Here is an 18324-nt window from a genome sequence, read left to right on the forward strand (position 1 = left end):
CTTCTCGTTGGTTCCAGGGCGGTCTTATCGTGCCTGGCATTTGGGGCAGTAGTATGTGGTGCGCTGCCCCTGAACAATTTTTTTAATGGGTGTGTGGCAAACCCGGCAAGGCTGACCCGAACGGTTATAAACCGCGGCATGAATATCGAAATAGCTGCCGGGCGTTCCTGTAGCATTTACATAATCGCGCAGGGTACTGCCGCCTGAGTGCAAGGCGTCCGAGAGCGTACTTAGTACGGCTTCGTGCAATCGTGAACACCGCTCCCGAGACAAGCGGCCGGCTGCGGTTTTTGGGTTGATGCGTGCCCTGAACAAGGCTTCAGAAGCATAAATATTTCCCACGCCCACCACAACATCGCCGGCCAGCAATGCCGTCTTTATTGCCTGTTTTTTGTTTTTGAAGGCTTGGTGCAGCGTTGTTCCGGTAAAACCCGGGTCAAACGGTTCGATGCCCAAGTTGGCTAATAAAGGGTGGGTTTGTACAGGCCCGTTACCGTGGTCGTGCCAGAGTACCGCCCCGAAGCGCCGGGGGTCATGCAACAGAAAGCGCGCGTCATCGAATACCCATTCAACATGGTCATGTTTGCGTTTTATTTCGTCTAATGGCGCACGCCGAAGCGAGCCCGACATTCCCAGGTGAACGATCATGGTGCCGTTATCGAAACCAATTAACAAGTATTTCCCCCGTCTTTCACATCGCCGCACGATTTGGCCGGCCACCGTTTGGCTAAGATGGGCGGGCACCGGCCAGCGCATACGCGGCTCGTGAACCACCAGGGAACGCAAGCGTCGGCCGGGCATGACAGTCGCTATTCCGCGACGGGTTGTTTCAACTTCAGGCAGTTCAGGCATCGGACACACTACTAATTGGAATGTTTGTGTTATTTTGCCATCATGCGCAAATCCGCTTGGCGCACTTGTGATGGTTGTGTTGAATGAAACTTTCTAATTCTTTGTTATCCATTTTGTTCGCAGGTTTTTTTCTGCAGGGCGCAGCGCTTGATGCGAATGCGCAAACGGGCAGCCCGTTAGAGCCTACTCCTTCGGCTGAGCCTGTAGAGCATATACATCTGCACCCCGATTCGCTGCCTTCGGTGAATTTAACCGGCGAAATGTTATACAAGTTGCTAGTTGCCGAGTTTGCAGCGCAAAGGGGCGAGATGGGTGTGGCGACAGACGTATTCTACGAGCTGGCGCGCACGACCTCCGATCCACGTTTGGCAAAACGGGCATTTCAGTACGCCATGGTGGCACGCAATTTCCCCAAGGCGAACCGCGCGGCTCAATTGTGGGCATTGATTGCACCAAACGACCCTGAAGCGGTTGCCAGCTCGTTGGCGATGTCTGCGTCGAACGGGGAAACGGAAGGCTTGGCCGATGCGCTCTGGAAGCGCATTGAAAATGCCCAGGATAAGGAAGTGGCCATTGGTCAGGCTGCGGCAATCGTGGGCAAACTGAATGACCGTACGGCAGCCTACGACATTTTGCGCTCGGCATTGCGCGAGCCGGTACAGAATTTGCCGGTCACTTGGTTGGCGCTTTCAGACATGGCTTGGGCGGCGGGCGATCCAGGGCGCGCCCTGGCGCATGCCGAGCGTGCCCAGCAGCTTGACCCGGCGTCAGAGCCGGCGGCGCAACGTATTCTTGAATATGGCTTGAAAGTTGATCCCGACGCGGCGATCAGCGCGGCTCAACGTTACCTCGAGCGATATCCGCAAGCAGACGACCTTGGTTTATTGCTTGTACGGCGGCTAACAGAAGCGGGTCGTGTTGACCAGGCATTAATGCAGGTTCAGGCCATGCGTGAGGCAGCGCCGGAAAATTTTGATTTGCTTTACACCGAGGCGGAAGTGAATGCCCGGTCGGAGCGATATGACCAGGCCAAAGCGTTGTTGAATGAATATATCGCAGTGCAAATGCAGCGGCGCGAGTCGATTGACGATAAAGCCAGTAATGCAATAGCGGATGCCTCCGACGCGCGTCTGATGCTGGTGCGAATTGCAGAGCGCCAGGACAATCTCGAAGAAGCGATTGAACAGTTGAGTCTCATTGACGACCCTTCCTTGATTTTTCAATCGCAAATTCACAAAGCGGTGTTGTATGGCCGAATGGGCAAGCTGGAGCAGGCGCGTGGAGTGATTGATACGATTGCGCCCCAGAATGATCAGGAGCGGACAGTAGCGGCGTTAACGTTGGCTTCGATATATCGTGATGCCGGGCGTACAGACCTGGCGGTTGAAACGCTTGAGAAAGCCGACAAAGCCTTGCCTGATACACCGGAAATTAAGTACGACTTGGGGATGCTTTACGAGCGTCAGGGCAAGTACGACGCCTTCGAAAAAATGATGCGGCGAATTATCGATCTCACGCCCGACGACGCCAACGCATACAACTCTTTGGGCTATACGTTTGTTGAACAGAATACGCAGCTGGACGAAGCCCAGGCTTTACTGGAGAAAGCACTGCAACTGGAGCCTGATAACCCATACATTCTGGATAGTGTGGGTTGGTATTTTTATCGTACGGGCGATTATGAATCTGCGTTGCAATATTTGCAGCGTTCGTTTGAAATTCTGCCAGAGGCCGAGGTGGCAGCACATTTGGGTGAGGTGTTGTGGGTAATGGGCCGAAAAGATGAAGCGCGGGAGATCTGGAAGCAGGGGAAGCAAAAAGATGCAAACAACGAAACCCTGCTTAAGACCATTGAACGACTTGGGGCCGAATAAGCATGTCGCAGCGGCTTTTTATGCGTGTGTGGGTTTTCGTCTCGCTCTTGGTGTTCCTGGCGGCATGCGCATCGCCGCCGGCGATTCAGGGTACCGACCGTTCGGCATTCAGCAGAACCGGGCGGTTTGCGGTAACGGTCACTGAGCCGGGTACGGCGCCACAGGCCGTACAGGGGGGGTTCGCCTGGCGCGATTCGGGTCAAACACAACAGCTGGATTTGGCAAACCCTATGGGGTCGGTATTGGCCAGGGTGGAAATCAGCCCCGCGCGAGCAGTCTTGATTAGAAGCGACGGTTCCCGCGAGGTCGCGCCGGATGCCGATGCGCTTTTGGCACAAGTTGTAGGAACCGACATGCCGATACGCGGGCTTAAACAGTGGCTTCAAGGGGAAGTCGATACAGCGGCAGCCCAAGTGACGAGAGGCGAAAATGGGCGGCCGACGGCGCTTGTTTCGAATGGCTGGGCGGTCACGCTTTCCCGCTACGACACTGAGGGGCCTCGTATGCTCGTGCTTGAACGGCGTCATGATGCGCAACAGGTTCGTGTTCGTTTGGTTGTTGATGGGGCATAATTTTGTCTGCGCTTTACGACGTTCCGGCTCCCGCCAAATTGAATTTGTTTTTGCACGTCACAGGGCGTCGTCCCGACAGTTATCATCTCCTGCAGTCGGTTTTTCGCTTTATTGATTTGTGTGACTACCTGGATTTTGAGGTGCGTCCCGACGGACAAATTGTGTGTGAGTCGCCGTTGGCCGGGCTGAGTTCGGACGACGACCTGGTTGTCAAGGCGGCACGGGCGCTGCAATTGGCAACGGGCGTCAAGCTAGGGGCTCAAATTCAGTATCGCAAAGCCATTCCTTCAGGCGGTGGCCTGGGGGGCGGATCAAGCGATGCCGCCAGCACGCTTATTGCCCTTAACCGTCTTTGGAAAACAGGTTTGTCACGCGCCGAATTGATGCGTTTGGCTTTGCCGCTGGGGGCTGATGTACCGGTGTTTGTATTTGGGCAAAACGCTTTTGCGCAAGGAGTGGGTGAAGATCTGCAACGCGTTGAACTCGGCAACGCCGGCTATGTTGTTGTTCAACCTGCTCAGCACGTGGCGACAGGGCAAGTTTTTTCCGACCCTGATTTGACAAGAAACACAAAGTCCATCATAATTACGGACTTTGCTGAGTGGCAAAAGTTAGCCGATAACAGGTTAAGGTTGGCGCAACCGGCCGGTTTAAACGTTATTGGCACCAGCCAGGAAAATGGGGTGCGCCCCTTGTATGGTTGGAATGACTTGCAGCCTATTGTTTTGGCACGTTATCCTATTGTTAAGCAAGTATATAATTTGCTGCTTGAGCTAGGTGTAATGCCAAGAATGACAGGTTCCGGGGCTTGTTTGTTTGTTGAATTTGTAACAAGTGAGCATGCCCAGGCATTTCAACAAAAAATTGTCGCTAAAATAGCGTGCTATGGAAACGACAGTACAAAGGTGGTTAGCAACACCTGGGTTTGCTCGGGTTTGCAGGAACATCCTTTGTATCACTGGTTAAACAGTTAGGTGGGGAATCGCCAAGTTGGTTAAGGCACTGGATTTTGATTCCAGCATGCGAAGGTTCGAATCCTTCTTCCCCAGCCAGCCTTCTTGTATGAAGCCTATGCAAGGCTTGCAATAAATGCCAAGCTGTTGAGTCGACCCCGAATAGGGCGTACGGGTCAACAGCTTTTCTTATTTAACGCTTCGGAATCTATACCATTCATCATGGCACAAGACAGATTCATGATCTTTACCGGCACAGCCAACCCCCGACTGGCCGTTGACGTTGTCAATCATCTCGATATGTCGCTTGGCAAAATGACGGTAGGTCGTTTCTCAGACGGCGAAGTGATGGTTGAGATCAACGAGAACGTGCGTGGCAAAGACGTCTTTGTGTTGCAGCCAACCTGTGCGCCCACGAACGACAATCTCATGGAAATCATGGTAATGGTCGATGCGCTGCGCCGCGCATCCGCAGGCCGCATTACAGCGGCCTTGCCTTATTTTGGCTACGCACGCCAAGACCGTCGCCCGCGTTCTGCACGTGTTTCCATCTCCGCCAAAGTGGTTGCCAATATGCTACAGGTGGTGGGTGTGGATCGCGTCATGACGATGGATCTACATGCTGATCAAATCCAAGGCTTCTTCGACATTCCCGTTGATAACGTCTACGCCGGGCCTATTTTGCTGGGTGACATCTGGCGCCGTAACTATAAAGATGTTGTCGTCGTATCGCCCGATATCGGCGGTGTGGTGCGTGCCCGCGCACTGGCAAAGCAACTGGAAGCCGACCTGGCTATTATCGATAAACGTCGCCCGCGCGCCAACGTGTCGGAAGTGATGAATATTATTGGTGAAATCGAGGGGCGCACGTGCATCATTATGGATGACATGGTCGATACCGCCGGCACCCTTTGCAAGGCAGCGCAGGCGTTGAAGGAGCGCGGTGCGTTGGGTGTGTACGCCTACTGTACTCATCCGGTTCTTTCGGGTCAGGCGGTTGAGCGAATCACCACCTCCGATCTTGATGAGCTCGTTGTAACCGATACTATTCCGCTCTCGGAACCGGCTAAAGAATGTGGGAAGATTCGCCAGCTTTCGTGTGCCTCGTTGTTAGGCGAGACAATGTTGCGTATTTCGAATGCCGAGTCGGTAAGCTCGTTGTTCGTTGATTGATTTTTTGGCTGCGGGTTGCGCTGGTCGCGGCCTCCCGCAGGTGTTTGCAGCAATTTAGCTGTGTTTTTTTCTGGGTCTAAAGCCCGATTTGGAGTTTTCCATGAAATTTAATGCCACTTTGCGTAGCGTACAAGGTACGAGTGCGAGCCGCCGCCTGCGCCACGCAGGCCGTGTTCCCGCCATTGTTTATGGCGGTGAAGAAAAGCCGTTGAACATTGAGCTCGATCACAATGAAATTTTCCATGCCTTGCGCAAGGAAGAGTTCCATGCTTCTATTCTCGACATGAATGTCGATGGCAAAGAGCAGAAAGTATTGTTGCGTGCGGTTCAATGGCACCCTTACAAGCAGCTCGTTTTGCACATCGACTTTCAACGTGTAGACGCCTCGCATGTTATTACTACCAAAGTACCGCTGCATTTCGTGAATGGTGAAACGTCTCCCGCCGTGAAGTTGGGTGGTGCGGTTATCAGTCATGTGATGACTGAGCTGGAAATTACCTGCTTGCCCGCCAACTTGCCTCAATTTATCGAGGTTGATCTGGCCAAGATGGTTGCGGGTGAAAGTGTTCACCTTGATGCGGTTACCTTGCCCAAGGGTGTTACGTTTGCTGCGCACGGCGGCGATACGAACCCGGCATTGGCTGTGGCCTTGGTTAAGGGCGGCGCCAAGAACGCTGGTGGTGGCGATGACGACGAAGCCGAAGGTGAAGAAGCCTCGTCCGACGACGCTTAATTCATTCGCGTTTTACAGCCCGTTGCGACGGGTTCTGAAACCCCTGTCGGTCGTTGCCGTCAGGGGTTTTGTTTTACAGTTAGCGCTTAATACACAAAAGCATAGGTCAATATGACGACTGGCATCAGATTGATAGTGGGTTTGGGAAATCCGGGGCCGGAGTACGATGCAACCCGCCATAACGCCGGGTTTTGGCTGGCCGATCAGGTTGCGCGCGACCTTTCCGCTCAATTCAGCATTGAAAAATCTTTTTTCTCGTCGGTTGCCAAGGCACGTGTTCAAGGCGACGCCGTTATCATTGCCAAGCCGATGACGTTTATGAATCGGTCCGGGCAGGCAACGGGCGCGTTAATGCGATTTTATAAGCTCGTGCCTGAGCAAGTTCTCGTTTTGCATGATGAACTGGATTTGCTTCCCGGGGATGCGAAGTTGAAGCAAGGGGGCGGTCACGCCGGGCATAATGGCCTGCGCGACATCCAGTCCCAATTGGGTAGCGCGGCATTCTGGCGTTTGCGTATCGGTATCGGGCATCCTCGTACGCTGGGCCTGAATCAACAGGTGGTGGGCTTTGTGCTGAATCCTCCGCGGCGTGAAGACACTTTAAAAATTGAATCTGCACTCGACCGCTGCCGTGCTGTTGTACCTGCCTTAATTGAAGGCCGGTTTGAGCAGGCTATCAGCCAGTTGCATAGTGGCAATGGGAGTTAAGGTGGCTTGGCCCTCATTTTCCACTGAACTGCGCGACTTCATCGCATTCATCAGGCGACCCAATCTACGTCGTTTGCCTGGCCGATCGGCGCGCAGGGGGTGGCTGGAAGACTGGTTTACCCATCTGGATTTCGCGCGGCTGCTGAAATGGGCAGGTTTGCTTTGGTTGATGAATATGGTGGTATTGGGGCCGATTGCCGTTGCCGCCGCCGGCGCGGGTGGAGCCGAGCACCGCTTGCGTCTCGATGCCTTGCCCTGGTTGCAGGCGCTTGTTTGGGCTCCCATCGTGGAAGAGCTTGTGTTTCGCTATGGCCTTCGCATGCCGGGGCACGCGCTGTGGCTCGTGCCGGTGAGCGTTTTTGCCTTGTTATCAGGCCCGCAATGGGGTTCGGCTTTTTTGGTGGGGTTGGTTGTGCTGGCGTGCTGGTGGCCCTATTTATTTCGGTCGAGTGCCGCTCCAAAGCCGCTACCCTGGGGGTTACGTAAAACCTATCGTCGTTATTTCGGGGTGGTTGTACATCTGTCGTGCCTGCTGTTTGCCGCCGTTCATTTAGGTAACTTTTCTTATAATGAAACACCGTTGTGGTTGCTGCCTTTTCTAGTGTTGCCACAATGGGTTACCGGTTTGGCTTTGGCCTGGCTTCGGGTGCGACGGGGTATCGGTGCGGCCATGGTCCTCCATGGCATTTTTAACGGCGGCCCGCTTTTGGTGATCTGGTTGGTGATCAGTTGGTTGCCGCCCCAGTAATCACAATCTTGTGATGTCGCAAGAGCACGGCAAAGCGCCGTCCACTTGTTCCGACAGCGTGCCTGACTAATTTTTCGATCGGGTTACAATCGCGTATCGAATGTGACTTTAATTTAAGGACTTCCATGGCTTTGCAATGTGGCATTGTTGGCTTGCCCAATGTTGGTAAATCAACTTTATTTAACGCGCTAACCAAGGCGGGTATCGCCGCTGAAAATTATCCTTTTTGTACGATCGAGCCGAATGTCGGCGTGGTTGAGGTGCCCGATCCGCGCCTGCAGGCCCTGGCTGAAATCGCCAAGCCCGAACGCGTGTTGCCCGCCGTGGTGGAGTTCGTTGACATTGCCGGTTTGGTTGCAGGGGCTTCCAAAGGCGAAGGCTTGGGGAACCAGTTTCTTGCCAACATTCGTGAAACCGATGCCATTGTGCATGTAGTGCGCTGTTTCGAAGACGAGAACGTTGTTCACGTGGCCGGGCGTGTTGACCCTGTTTCCGACATTGAAGTCATTAATACAGAGTTGGCGTTGGCCGATTTGGCGACCGCCGAAAAAGCCCTTCAGCGTCATCAGAAAACGGCACGGGCGGGCGATAAAGAGGCCGCCAAAATGGTGTCTTTGCTCGAGAAAGTGATTCCCTCTTTAAATGAGGCAAAAGCCGTGCGTTCGTTGGGTTTGGATGAAGACGACCTGCTGTTGTTGAAACCTTTGTGTTTCATTACCGCCAAGCCTTGTATGTATGTGGCGAACGTCATTGAAAGCGGTTTCGAAAATAACCCATATTTAAAGGCTGTTCAGGATTACGCCAAGGCTGAAAATGCGCCGGTGGTGGCGGTTTGTGCTGCAGTGGAAGCAGAAATTTCTGATCTTGAAGACGAAGATAAGGCCGTGTTTCTGTCGGATATGGGCATGGACGAGCCTGGGTTGAATCGTGTGATTCGTGCAGGTTATCGCTTGCTTGGTTTGCAAACATATTTCACTGCCGGCGTGAAAGAGGTACGTGCCTGGACGATCCGTATCGGGGATACCGCACCGAAGGCGGCCGGTGTTATTCACACCGACTTTGAACGAGGCTTTATTCGCGCACAAACGATTGCTTACGAAGATTTCATTGCATGTAAGGGCGAACAGGGCGCGAAAGAGGCGGGCAAAATGCGTGCCGAAGGCAAGGAGTACGTCGTTAAAGACGGTGATGTATTAAACTTCTTGTTTAACGTTTAATAGTTTAAGTGTAAAATTATTTGCTGCATCTATATGTAACAATCAATTTATCTATTGGATAAATCATATAGCGCCGATTACGCTATCGCTGAAGTCCATGGGGCAAGTCCTAGTTAAATAATCCGCCGTTACATGACAGACTTCAACACAACTTGCTTGTAAGACAACAGGAGACGAAAAATGAAATTATTAAAGAAAGTTGCCAGTGCGCTGGCGGTTGCTACCATTTTCGCGGCGGGTTCCGCTTCGGCCGACGAGGTCGTATTGCGCGCTGTCAATGCGTTCCAGCCGGGTTCAGTGGTTGCCAAACCTTTCGAGCGTTTTGTTGAGCACGTCAACAAGGAAGGCAAAGGTTTGGTCCAAATTAATCTTATCGGTGGTCCTTCCGCGATTCCTCCTTTCGAGATCGGTAACGCAGTGTCGTCGGGTGTTGTCGACATGGCTTATGTCACCAGCGCGTTCTATCCTAATTTGTTGCCGGAAGGCGCAGCGCTCAAACTGACTGAACGTACCATGAGCGAACTGCGTGAAAACGGCGGTTGGGAGTTCATTAATGAACTCCACAATAAAAAAATGAATGTCTGGTACCTGGCTCGTTCCGGTGTTGGTAATCCATTTCACCTGTACGTGAACAAGCCACTTGATAAAGCGGATCTTTCCGGCCTCACGCTGCGTGTCACGCCTGTTTATCGCTCGTTTTTCGAGGATCTCGGCGCCAATGCCATTCAAACGCCGCCGTCTGAAGTATATACAACGCTTGAGCGTGGTGTCGCCGATGGTTACGGTTGGCCCATTCAGGGCATCCTGGACTTGGGCTGGCACGAAGTGACGAAAGCGCGTGTGGACCCTGGTTTCTATCAGGTTGATGTCAATGCGCTGGTTAATCTCGACAAGTGGAATTCGCTTACCGACGAGCAACGTGCGTTCCTGACGGAAATGGGTCTGTGGCTTGAAGGATTGAATGCAGAGAACGCAGCCATTAACGAAGCAGAGAAGAAGAAACAGGCAGACGCTGGTATGGTTGTTTATGAGTTAACCGGTGCCGAGCGTGAAAAGTGGATTAACCAGGCACGTGAGTCTGGTTGGGCCGAGGTACAAGAAGTAGCGCCTGAATCTGCTGCACGTCTGCGTGAGTTGCTGGCCAAAGAGTAACGTCGCAGTTTCTGTTAGTGGCGCATCGGGCATTCAGCCCGATGCGCGTTTTGTGTCTACCTTATCCAATCGGCTCCTACCATGGCATCCCCCAATCCTGTCGCGCGTGCATACAATGGACTCATCACATGTCTTGCCGTCATATCCGGGTTCATTTTTGGTTTAATGGCTTTCTTTATCGGGGCCGACGTTTTCATGCGCAACGTCATGGATTCGGGCATGCCGTGGGTTATTGAGGCGACGGAGTACGCCATGTACGTGGCAACGGTATTCGCCGCGCCATGGGTCTTGCGGGAAGGAAGCCACGTCAGTGTCGATGTCATTACATCCGTGTTGCCTCAGCGATATGGTCGATATGTTGTACTTGTGGCCTCGCTGTTGGGTTCCGTGATCTGCCTGATTGTTTTTTATTACAGCGCAATTGCAACCATTCAAGCATTCGAACGTTCCAGCATGGTCTATAAGTCGTTCACGATTCCCGAATGGTGGATCAATATTTTTGTTCCTTTCGGGATGGCGTTAATGACAATCGAGTTTTTCCTTTTATTTTGGAGCCGCCTGGTTCATTCTTCAACTGCTCAATCCGGAAATCAGGTTTAAATTATGGAATGGACCGTCGCACTTTCGATTTTGGTGGGTACGCTGGCATTTTGTCTTATGCTGGGGTTGCCGGTAGCAATAAGCTTTTTTGGCGTCAACATTGTTGGGGCTTTCATTTTTCTGGGCGGTGAGGTTGGGCTGGTTCAAATGACCCGCAACGTTGTCACCGCCATTACAAACTATAATCTTGCCCCCATTCCATTGTTCATCCTCATGGGTGAAATCCTATTGCACTCGGGTATGGCGTTTAAGGCTATTGATGCTATTGAACGGCTTATTACCAAGATACCCGGGCGAATGTCGGTAGTAGCTGTTGTTGCAGGTACCGTTTTTTCCGCCTTATCGGGGTCAACCATTGCGAACACCGCCATGTTGGGTCGTTCACTCATGCCCGAGATGTTGCGCCGGGGCTACCACCCCACCTTATCGATGGGTCCCATTATGGCGACAGGCGGCATCGCCATGCTGATTCCTCCTTCCGCCTTGGCGGTTCTGGTGGGTAGTTTGGCGGGCATGTCGATTTCGCGATTGCTGATTGCGGGTATTCTGCCGGCGCTCATCATGGCGACTTTATTTTTCGGTTATATCGTTGTGCGGGCGAAATTGCGGCCTCAAGACGCCCCTGCCGACGATCCCGTCCAGCGCAGCCTGAAAGATCGTTGGATGCCGTTTTTAATTTATGTTGTACCTTTGTCGGGTATTTTAATTGTGGTTGTCGGCTCGTTGCTCGGTGGCATTGCCACCCCAACTGAATCGGCTGCCCTGGGTGTTATTGCTTCGTTTGTAGCCGCCGCCGGTTATCGCTGCCTTAGCTGGGCGGTAATCTGGGCCACGTTGCGGGAAACGGCTCGCACCAGCGCCATGATTCTTTTCATTATCATGGCTTCAACAACCTTCAGCCAGATTTTGTCTTTTTCGGGCGCCACCTCAGGCATGGTGAGCCTTATTACCAATGCCGGAGCCGACCCGTTTATGGTGTTGCTGGCCATGATTCTGGTGTTGCTTATTTTGGGTTGCTTCATCGATCAGGTCAGCATGGTCATGATAACGGTGCCGCTTTTCATCCCCGTAGCCAATTCGGTGGGTATTGACCTGATCTGGTTGGGTGTTATTTACCTTCTCACCATGGAAATGGCATTCCTTACACCGCCATTTGGGCTGCTATTGTTCGTCATGAAAGGGATTGCGCCCGAAAGTATTGGAATCAAAACGGTTTACCGCGCCGCAATGCCTTTCCTGGCAATGATGTTCACGGTTCTGATTCTGGTGCTTATTTTCCCCGGAATTGGGTTGTGGCTACCCAGCCTGATGAGATAAGGGTTGCTGCGACGCTATGTTTTAAAGGTTGCTCATCGTTTTGCGGATTGTTTCAATGAGCCAGGTTTGGGGCGCGTTTTGCCCCTGCTGGCGATCCCAGTGAACCCGCACCTCTAACGGCGGCACTTCAAAAGGCAGCGGCAGTAACTTAAGGCCGCCATATCCTTCAAACATGCGCCCAATGGTGCCTGGCACAATAACCAGAAGATCCGTTGATGTGATTAAGTGCGGCAACACCGTGAACTGCTGAACCTGCAGGGCAATTTTCCTGACAATGCCGGCGTTGCGAAGAATGGACTCCAGGTGTTTGTGGCCTGTTAGTTCCGATGACACATGGGCGTGGCGTGCGGTCAGGTAGGTCTCCAGGCTCAATTGCGTTTTTATCGTGGGATGGCTGGACGACAACAGGCACCAGTACTCCTCTTTCAATAGCAGTGCGCTTTCAGTCAGTTTGCCGATGAGCGGCAAGTTCCCAACGGCGGCATCGATTTTCCCTAACGCCAATGCTTCCGGCAGCGTTTCCGGCGGTGCTTGCATTGTTTCGATTTCGATACCCGGCGCATTGTGCTGAATGTATTTAAGCAGTGGGGGTAAAAACGCCAATGCACCAATATCCGACATGGCCAACCTGAATCGGCGGGACGACAGTGTGGGGTTAAACGCGCGTTGCTGATCAACCAGTTCATTAATCTGATGCAAAATGGCACGGAATTTTTCGTAGCAATCCTGTGCACGCCGGGTTGGTACCATGGTGCGGCCTTCCCGGATAAAAAGCCTGTCGTTCAGAATCTCGCGCAAGCGGGCCAGCGTATAACTTATTGTGGGTTGCGTGAGTGTCAGCCGCTCGGCGGCGGCTGTGACGCTGCCGGTTTCATAAATGGCCACAAAGGCTTTAAGCAACGGAACGTCGAGAGAGTGTGTGTCGTCCATGATTTAGTATAGATCATTTCTATACGTAAAAAATAAACTATCTATTGGATTTATTTTTTCCGCCATATTACCCTACGCTGATAAGTTGATCCAACGTCTGTTATTTGGGCGTTGCGGTGTGTTTTTGCTGGTTTCTTTGCGTTCGTTCGGGAATTTAATCTATGACTCAATATCGTTCACTGAATCTCGTTGCCAAATCGTGGTTGGATCAGGGTAAGGCAGGTTTGTTGCCGGATCATCCAGGCAATGACAATGATCCGGGCCGGAAATTAGACGTCCCGTCGCTGGACGACCGGTATGAGCAAGAGAACGGCGCCGTTTTTTTGAGCGGTATTCAGGCGTTGATTCGATTGCCCATCGAGCAGATGCGACGCGATCGGCGCGCAGGCTTAAGTAACCGGGCATTCATTACCGGTTTCCCAGGGTCTCCTTTGGGTGGTTACGATATCGCGCTGAACCAGGCGCGCAAGATGCTGGATAAGTACGGTATCAAACACTTACCCGGACAGAACGAAGAACTGGCTGCGTCAACCTTAATGGGTACGCAAATGTTGAATGAGCATCCGCATCCGGATGTAGACGGCGTAGTCGGTTATTGGTACGGAAAAGGACCAGGTGTGGACCGGTCGGGCGATGCCCTTAAACACGGTAATTTCGCCGGCACCAGCGAACACGGGGCCGTCGTGATTCTAAGTGGTGAAGACCACGAAGCAAAAAGCTCAAGCGTGCCGTACCAGCAGGAATTTGCCTTTGAGCATCATGGTATGCCGGTGTTATACCCAGCTACCGTTTCGGAGTTTCTTGAATATGGTTTGCATGCTGCCGAACTATCGCGATACAGCGGTTGTTGGGTGGCATTGAAGTTGGTTGGGGCGCTGTGTGACGGCGGTGAAGTGGTGCATTTTCGCCCTGATCAGTTCAAGGTGATAACGCCCAAACTCAATATCAATGGCAAGCCATTCAAGAAAGTGGCCAACCATAAGTTTTTTCCGGTCTTCAACGTTGAAACCGAACGCCAGTTGTATGTTGAGCGGCACGCCGCCGCCTTAGCCTATATCAAAGCGAATAATCTGAATCGCATCACTGTTTCCGGCGATCACGACACCATTGGCGTTATTTCGGCAGGGAAGTCTTATGCCGACACCATGCAGGCTTTTGAAGATCTGGGCCTGGATAAGGACGGGTTGCGGGCCGCCGGTGTTCGTGTTGCCAAAATTGGTGCGCTCTGTCCTTTGGATCACGATTTTGTTCGGGAATTTGCCCGAGGGTTGAAAAAACTGATTGTGGTGGAAGAGAAACGCGACTTCCTTGAACGGCAAATTGGGCGGGCTGTTTGCGAGATTGGTCCAATGCGAATTGTTGGCAAGTTCGACGAGGACGGCCAAATCCTGTTCCCTCAGGAAGGTGGCATGAACAGCGATATGGTGGCTGTTTTGCTAAGCAGGGCGTTGGCAAAGGACATCAACCTACCAGCACCGTCCGGTTGCCGTCTGGGTGAGCTGGATGACATTTCGAAGCGCGATTACGGCGCCCAGCCGCGCCGCACCTTGAATTTCTGTTCCGGTTGTCCTCATAACGTGTCGACCAAGCTGGCTCCTGGTCAAATTGCGTGGGGAGCACCGGGGTGTCACGTATTTGCGGCCATTATGGAGCGGCCCGATAAACGTATTGAAGCGGTGACGCAATTGGGTGGAGAGGGCCTGCCCTGGATTGGGCTGGCTCCTTATACTTCTCGCAAACATATTGTTCAGAACCTGGGTGATGGCGCGCTGATGCACTCAAGCTACATGAACATTCGGTTTGCCGTCACAGCCGGCGTGAACATTACGTTCAAGATCATGTTCAACGGGGTCATTGCGAACACCGGTGGCCAAGAGTCTGTCGGGTCGCCTTCTGTTTACGACCTCGTGCAGCACCTGTCGCTGGAGGGCGTTAAAAAGATTGTCATTATCGCCAAAGAACCGGAACGCTATAACGGCAAAGCCATGCCCGCGAAAGTTTCCCTTCGCACGGTGCCGGATCTTGAACCCTCCTTAATTGAGTTGTCGGAAATTGAGGGTACGACCGTACTGATATACGACGGAGAGTGCGCCAATGAGCGTCGCCGACGCCAAAAGCGCGGCAAGTTGCCGCCACCCGCTAAATACACGGTAGTGAACGAAGATGTGTGCGAAAACTGCGGGGATTGCGGGCAGGTGGCCAATTGCATGTCGCTGCAGAAGGTCGACACCGAGTTTGGCGCGAAAACCCAAATTCATCAATCTTCCTGTAATCAGGATCAGGCTTGCATTAAAGGCGAATGCCCTTCCTTTGTGACGGTCGAAGTCAGCGAAGGAACGCGTTTGCGCAAGCCGCCTTTGCAGGAAATCGATGCCTCCACATTACCCGAGCCTGTTTTGCCGGCCATCAGTACCCCCTATAACGTCTATGTTCCCGGTTTGGGCGGAACCGGTGTCATCACGGCAAATGCAATTTTGGCGCAAGCCGCAACGCTTGATGGCAGTGAGGTGAAGAGTTACGACCAGACTGGGGCTGCCCAGAAGTGGGGGGCGGTGCTGTCCAGCCTGATCATTTCTGCGCCCGGTCGCCCGGTGATTTCCAACCGGGTGGGTTTCGGTAAAGCCAACCTGTATCTGGCGCTTGACCTGCTGGCGGCGGTTGATAAGAACAATCTGGCATGTACCAAGCCCGGCTTAACTCAGGCGGTCGTGAACTCCGACGTCATGCCCAGTGCCGATATGATCCGCGACCCGCGCATTGTGCTGCCCAAAGACGATATGGTGGGCACAATCGCGCAAGCGACAGACGGCAAGCCTGTTGTGGTGGTTGATGCGCGCCGCATTGCCGAAGGCCTGTTCGGCGATTACGTCATGACAAATATGGTCACTATTGGCGCGGCTTATCAAGCCGGGCTGTTACCGATTTCGGCCAAGAGCATCGAAACGGCCATTCGTATGAATGGTCGCCAGATCGAAGTGAATCTATTGGCGTTCCGTGCCGGTCGTATGTCGCAGTGTGATCCAGAAAAATTGACGGAAATGCTACACCGCCCCTACACCATCAATGCCGACCGAGTTGCCGAGCGCGCACGCCGCGGCTTGGATGATAGCCGGGTTGATCGTTTGGTTGCCCAACTGGGTCTGGGTGATACAAACGCACGGTTGCAAGCCTTGGTTCGATTGCGTGTGGCCGATCTCATCGAATATCAAAGTGAACGTTATGCTGCGCGTTACATTAATCGCTTGCAGCAGGTTTTGCAGCTTGAGCAAAGCGCCACCAAGGATAAATTCGACGGTACGCTGACAGAAACAGTGGCGCGTAATCTGTACAAATTAATGGCATATAAAGATGAGTATGAGGTTGCTCGTCTGCTGACGCAGGAAACCTTTAAAACTCGCGTTCAGGAAATGTTCACCGGTCCTGTGCGGTTGAAATTCAATCTTCAGCCACCGTTCATGCGTTGGTTTGGGCTGAACCGCAAAGTGGCGATGGGGCCCTGGATTCGCCCTGTGTTGTCTGTTTTGGCGAAAGGTAAAGCATTGCGCGGTTCACCGCTTGACCCATTTGGTTACTTGAAGGTGCGTCGTGAAGAGCGTGAATTGATTACCTGGTATGAGTCGCTGCTTGACCGTGTTTTGCCTAAAGTGTCGGCTACCAATATGGGAACGGTTAAAGCGTTGTGCGCATTGCCCGATGGTATCCGGGGCTACGAGCACGTGAAATCGCAGAACGTTGAGCAAACCAAGAAAAAGGCGGGGGAGTTGCTGACTGATTTAGAACAGGGGCGCGGGACGCCACGAGTCATTCCCGTGGCGGTTTCTCTGTAGTTTGTTGCGTTTGGTTATCGGAACAGGCTATTGATGTAGTCTGCGCCGATACCCACTTTTTCGTAATGTTCACGACACATTGCTATGTAGTCGTGAACATCGAAGTGGCCCTCGGAGTTGCCTTCTTCGTCCAGCCATATCAGTGGCCCTTTAACGATAAAGAATACGCGCATCGGGTCTTCGTGTTCGTGTGCTACCAGTGTGTGGCCTTCGCCCGGCGTTTCGTAAACGAAGTCACCTGCGGTCGCCACCCAGTCGTGTTCAAGATAGCTCCATTTGCCCGAGATGGTGTAGGCAAAAACCTCGTGTGGATGATAATGGCGATTAACCATTCCAGGAGCATCTGCACGCAGAATGTCGGCCCATTTGTTTTCGGATGGTGAAATCCATAGCGGCCGGGAACAGACAGTTTCACTGAACGGAACGTAGTATTTCATGTCGTCGGTGGCCGCGTTCGAAATATACGCTTCCGGCTTGGCGTCGGGTTTGAATACGTCTTTGATTGGGGGAATTGAACGCCAGAATTCATTTCCTTTTGATTCGCTCATGGCATGTCTCCTTTAACAATAAAACCAGTGCTATGCTTAGTCATTCTAGAAAAAGACACTGTGCTTGTTTTTTCTCAGGGCGACAATTTATATGCAACTGAAGCACAAGCTGGTCGATCAAATATCCGGCCAATATGTTCCGACAACAGAGGCGTCCACCGACCAGGTTGATCCTGAGCATCGGATCGCATATTGGGAAGAACATAATGCAGTTGAACTCATCGGTTTGACCTGTCGGGAATTGCATGGCGTTGCTTTGCAGGCCTATGAGCGCAACTACGACCTGGGCCGTGTTCGTTTAAGCGATATTCGCGGCTCGTCGCATGAAATAGAGCGCGGCCCGTCAATGGTCAGGCGTCTGCCTAAAAATGCCTTGTTCGCCAGTGTATTGGTCGATGGCCGTGGCTATTTTCTGCAAAATGGTCAGAAAGTTTGGCTTGAGCCTGGAGACGCGGTGCTGTACGCCACTGATCAGCCTTATTTGTTCGGGTTCTCAAAGCCAATGCGGCAGATTCTGGTCGATTTGGATTTACAGACGGCACAATGCAAAGGCTGGCCGCGATTGCATGGGCCTGTGCTGGTTGGTCAAAATCGTCGGCTCGATCGGTATGACATGATGTCGTTTGTGAGCATTCTGACCAAGTTTGTTCAGCTACCAGTGCAAAGCCAGGCGAATTGTGTGGCGGCGAGTGTTCAATCACTCATCGGGCGCGCAGTGGGCACAACGGTTTCCCGGGGGCGCGACTCAACCGCTCAGCTGCGTTATGCGCGCGCGAAAGCTTTTATTTCGGAAAGGGCCGCGAATCCCGGTTTTGATCGTGAGCAATTGGCCGCTTTTATGGGAATGTCGCTTCGCACATTGGAGCGTTTGTTCGTGCAATTTGGCTCGACACTGACCGAAGCGGTTTGGCAACAGCGTTTGGAAAAAGCCCGCGACCTGCTAACCATGCCGTCGACCCAAACCTTGCCTATTGCGGAAATTGCGGGGCGCTCGGGCTTTGTCTCTCAAGCGCACTTTTCCACGGCGTTTCGACGGTTTTACGGTGTTTCCCCACGGCAGTTTCGTGAACAGTGTTTAGTCGTTAAATGAGTGCCGGTTGATTGGGTTATGGTGGTAAAC

Annotated in this window: 16 protein-coding genes and 1 tRNA gene; 14 read left to right on the forward strand and 3 right to left on the reverse strand. The window is 52.7% G+C overall.

From position 1 onward, the window contains the following. Positions 1 to 24: 24 nt before the first annotated feature. Positions 25 to 852, reverse strand: a complete 828-nt coding sequence (gene mutM, locus CJO09_RS14590; RefSeq protein ID WP_119443016.1) for a bifunctional DNA-formamidopyrimidine glycosylase/DNA-(apurinic or apyrimidinic site) lyase — start codon at positions 850 to 852, stop codon at positions 25 to 27. A gap of 83 nt (positions 853 to 935) precedes the next feature. On the opposite strand from mutM, the gene CJO09_RS14595 reads away from it, so the two are divergent. From CJO09_RS14595 to CJO09_RS14650, 12 genes are all read left to right on the forward strand, one after another. Further along, positions 936 to 2726, forward strand: coding sequence for a tetratricopeptide repeat protein (locus CJO09_RS14595; protein ID WP_119443017.1), 1791 nt, complete (start codon positions 936 to 938; stop codon positions 2724 to 2726). A 20-nt stretch (positions 2727 to 2746) separates the two neighbouring features. After that, entirely contained in the window at positions 2747 to 3298 is a 552-nt protein-coding gene (locus CJO09_RS14600; protein ID WP_245961354.1) for an outer membrane lipoprotein LolB, read from the forward strand. After that, on the forward strand, positions 3295 to 4272 hold the full coding sequence (gene ispE / locus CJO09_RS14605; RefSeq protein WP_119443019.1) for a 4-(cytidine 5'-diphospho)-2-C-methyl-D-erythritol kinase: 978 nt from the start codon (positions 3295 to 3297) through the stop codon (positions 4270 to 4272). The genes CJO09_RS14600 and ispE overlap by 4 nt, the downstream gene beginning before the upstream one ends. A gap of 1 nt (position 4273) precedes the next feature. After that, positions 4274 to 4350: transfer RNA gene (locus CJO09_RS14610), tRNA-Gln, on the forward strand. A gap of 123 nt (positions 4351 to 4473) precedes the next feature. Then, complete coding sequence (locus CJO09_RS14615) at positions 4474 to 5424, forward strand: ribose-phosphate pyrophosphokinase (RefSeq protein WP_166132150.1); 951 nt, start codon at positions 4474 to 4476, stop codon at positions 5422 to 5424. Between the two features lie 100 nt (positions 5425 to 5524). Then, positions 5525 to 6157, forward strand: a complete 633-nt coding sequence (locus CJO09_RS14620; RefSeq protein WP_119443020.1) for a 50S ribosomal protein L25/general stress protein Ctc — start codon at positions 5525 to 5527, stop codon at positions 6155 to 6157. A 111-nt stretch (positions 6158 to 6268) separates the two neighbouring features. Further along, positions 6269 to 6865, forward strand: a complete 597-nt coding sequence (gene pth / locus CJO09_RS14625; protein WP_119443021.1) for an aminoacyl-tRNA hydrolase — start codon at positions 6269 to 6271, stop codon at positions 6863 to 6865. 1 nt (position 6866) lies between these two features. Further along, positions 6867 to 7613, forward strand: a complete 747-nt coding sequence (locus CJO09_RS14630) for a CPBP family glutamic-type intramembrane protease (protein WP_245961356.1) — start codon at positions 6867 to 6869, stop codon at positions 7611 to 7613. Between the two features lie 125 nt (positions 7614 to 7738). Then, on the forward strand, positions 7739 to 8830 hold the full coding sequence (ychF, locus tag CJO09_RS14635; protein ID WP_119443023.1) for a redox-regulated ATPase YchF: 1092 nt from the start codon (positions 7739 to 7741) through the stop codon (positions 8828 to 8830). Positions 8831 to 9010: 180 nt separating this feature from the next. Further along, entirely contained in the window at positions 9011 to 9982 is a 972-nt protein-coding gene (gene dctP / locus CJO09_RS14640; RefSeq protein WP_119443024.1) for a TRAP transporter substrate-binding protein DctP, read from the forward strand. Positions 9983 to 10063: 81 nt separating this feature from the next. Next, positions 10064 to 10582, forward strand: a complete 519-nt coding sequence (locus tag CJO09_RS14645; RefSeq protein ID WP_119443025.1) for a TRAP transporter small permease — start codon at positions 10064 to 10066, stop codon at positions 10580 to 10582. 3 nt (positions 10583 to 10585) lie between these two features. After that, positions 10586 to 11899 carry a TRAP transporter large permease gene (locus CJO09_RS14650; RefSeq protein ID WP_119443026.1) on the forward strand — a complete coding sequence of 438 codons (1314 nt, stop codon included), beginning with the start codon at positions 10586 to 10588 and terminating at the stop codon, positions 11897 to 11899. Positions 11900 to 11920: 21 nt separating this feature from the next. Here CJO09_RS14650 and CJO09_RS14655 read toward each other — a convergent pair whose 3' ends face one another. Then, entirely contained in the window at positions 11921 to 12829 is a 909-nt protein-coding gene (locus CJO09_RS14655) for a LysR family transcriptional regulator (RefSeq protein ID WP_119443027.1), read from the reverse strand. Positions 12830 to 12990: 161 nt separating this feature from the next. Between CJO09_RS14655 and CJO09_RS14660 the strand changes: the two genes are divergently transcribed. Continuing rightward, the gene (locus CJO09_RS14660; RefSeq protein WP_119443028.1) at positions 12991 to 16656 is read left to right on the forward strand and encodes an indolepyruvate ferredoxin oxidoreductase family protein; all 3666 of its coding nucleotides are present in this window, start codon (positions 12991 to 12993) and stop codon (positions 16654 to 16656) included. 14 nt (positions 16657 to 16670) lie between these two features. Here CJO09_RS14660 and CJO09_RS14665 read toward each other — a convergent pair whose 3' ends face one another. Beyond that, a complete protein-coding gene (locus tag CJO09_RS14665; protein WP_114421525.1) occupies positions 16671 to 17204 on the reverse strand; it encodes a 2,4'-dihydroxyacetophenone dioxygenase family protein in 534 nt (177 codons plus the stop codon). 91 nt (positions 17205 to 17295) lie between these two features. On the opposite strand from CJO09_RS14665, the gene CJO09_RS14670 reads away from it, so the two are divergent. Further along, complete coding sequence (locus tag CJO09_RS14670; protein ID WP_119443029.1) at positions 17296 to 18294, forward strand: AraC family transcriptional regulator; 999 nt, start codon at positions 17296 to 17298, stop codon at positions 18292 to 18294. Positions 18295 to 18324 lie beyond the last annotated feature (30 nt).

The sequence above is a fragment of the Neopusillimonas maritima genome, from assembly GCF_003576595.1.
GTDB lineage: Bacteria > Pseudomonadota > Gammaproteobacteria > Burkholderiales > Burkholderiaceae_B > Neopusillimonas > Neopusillimonas maritima.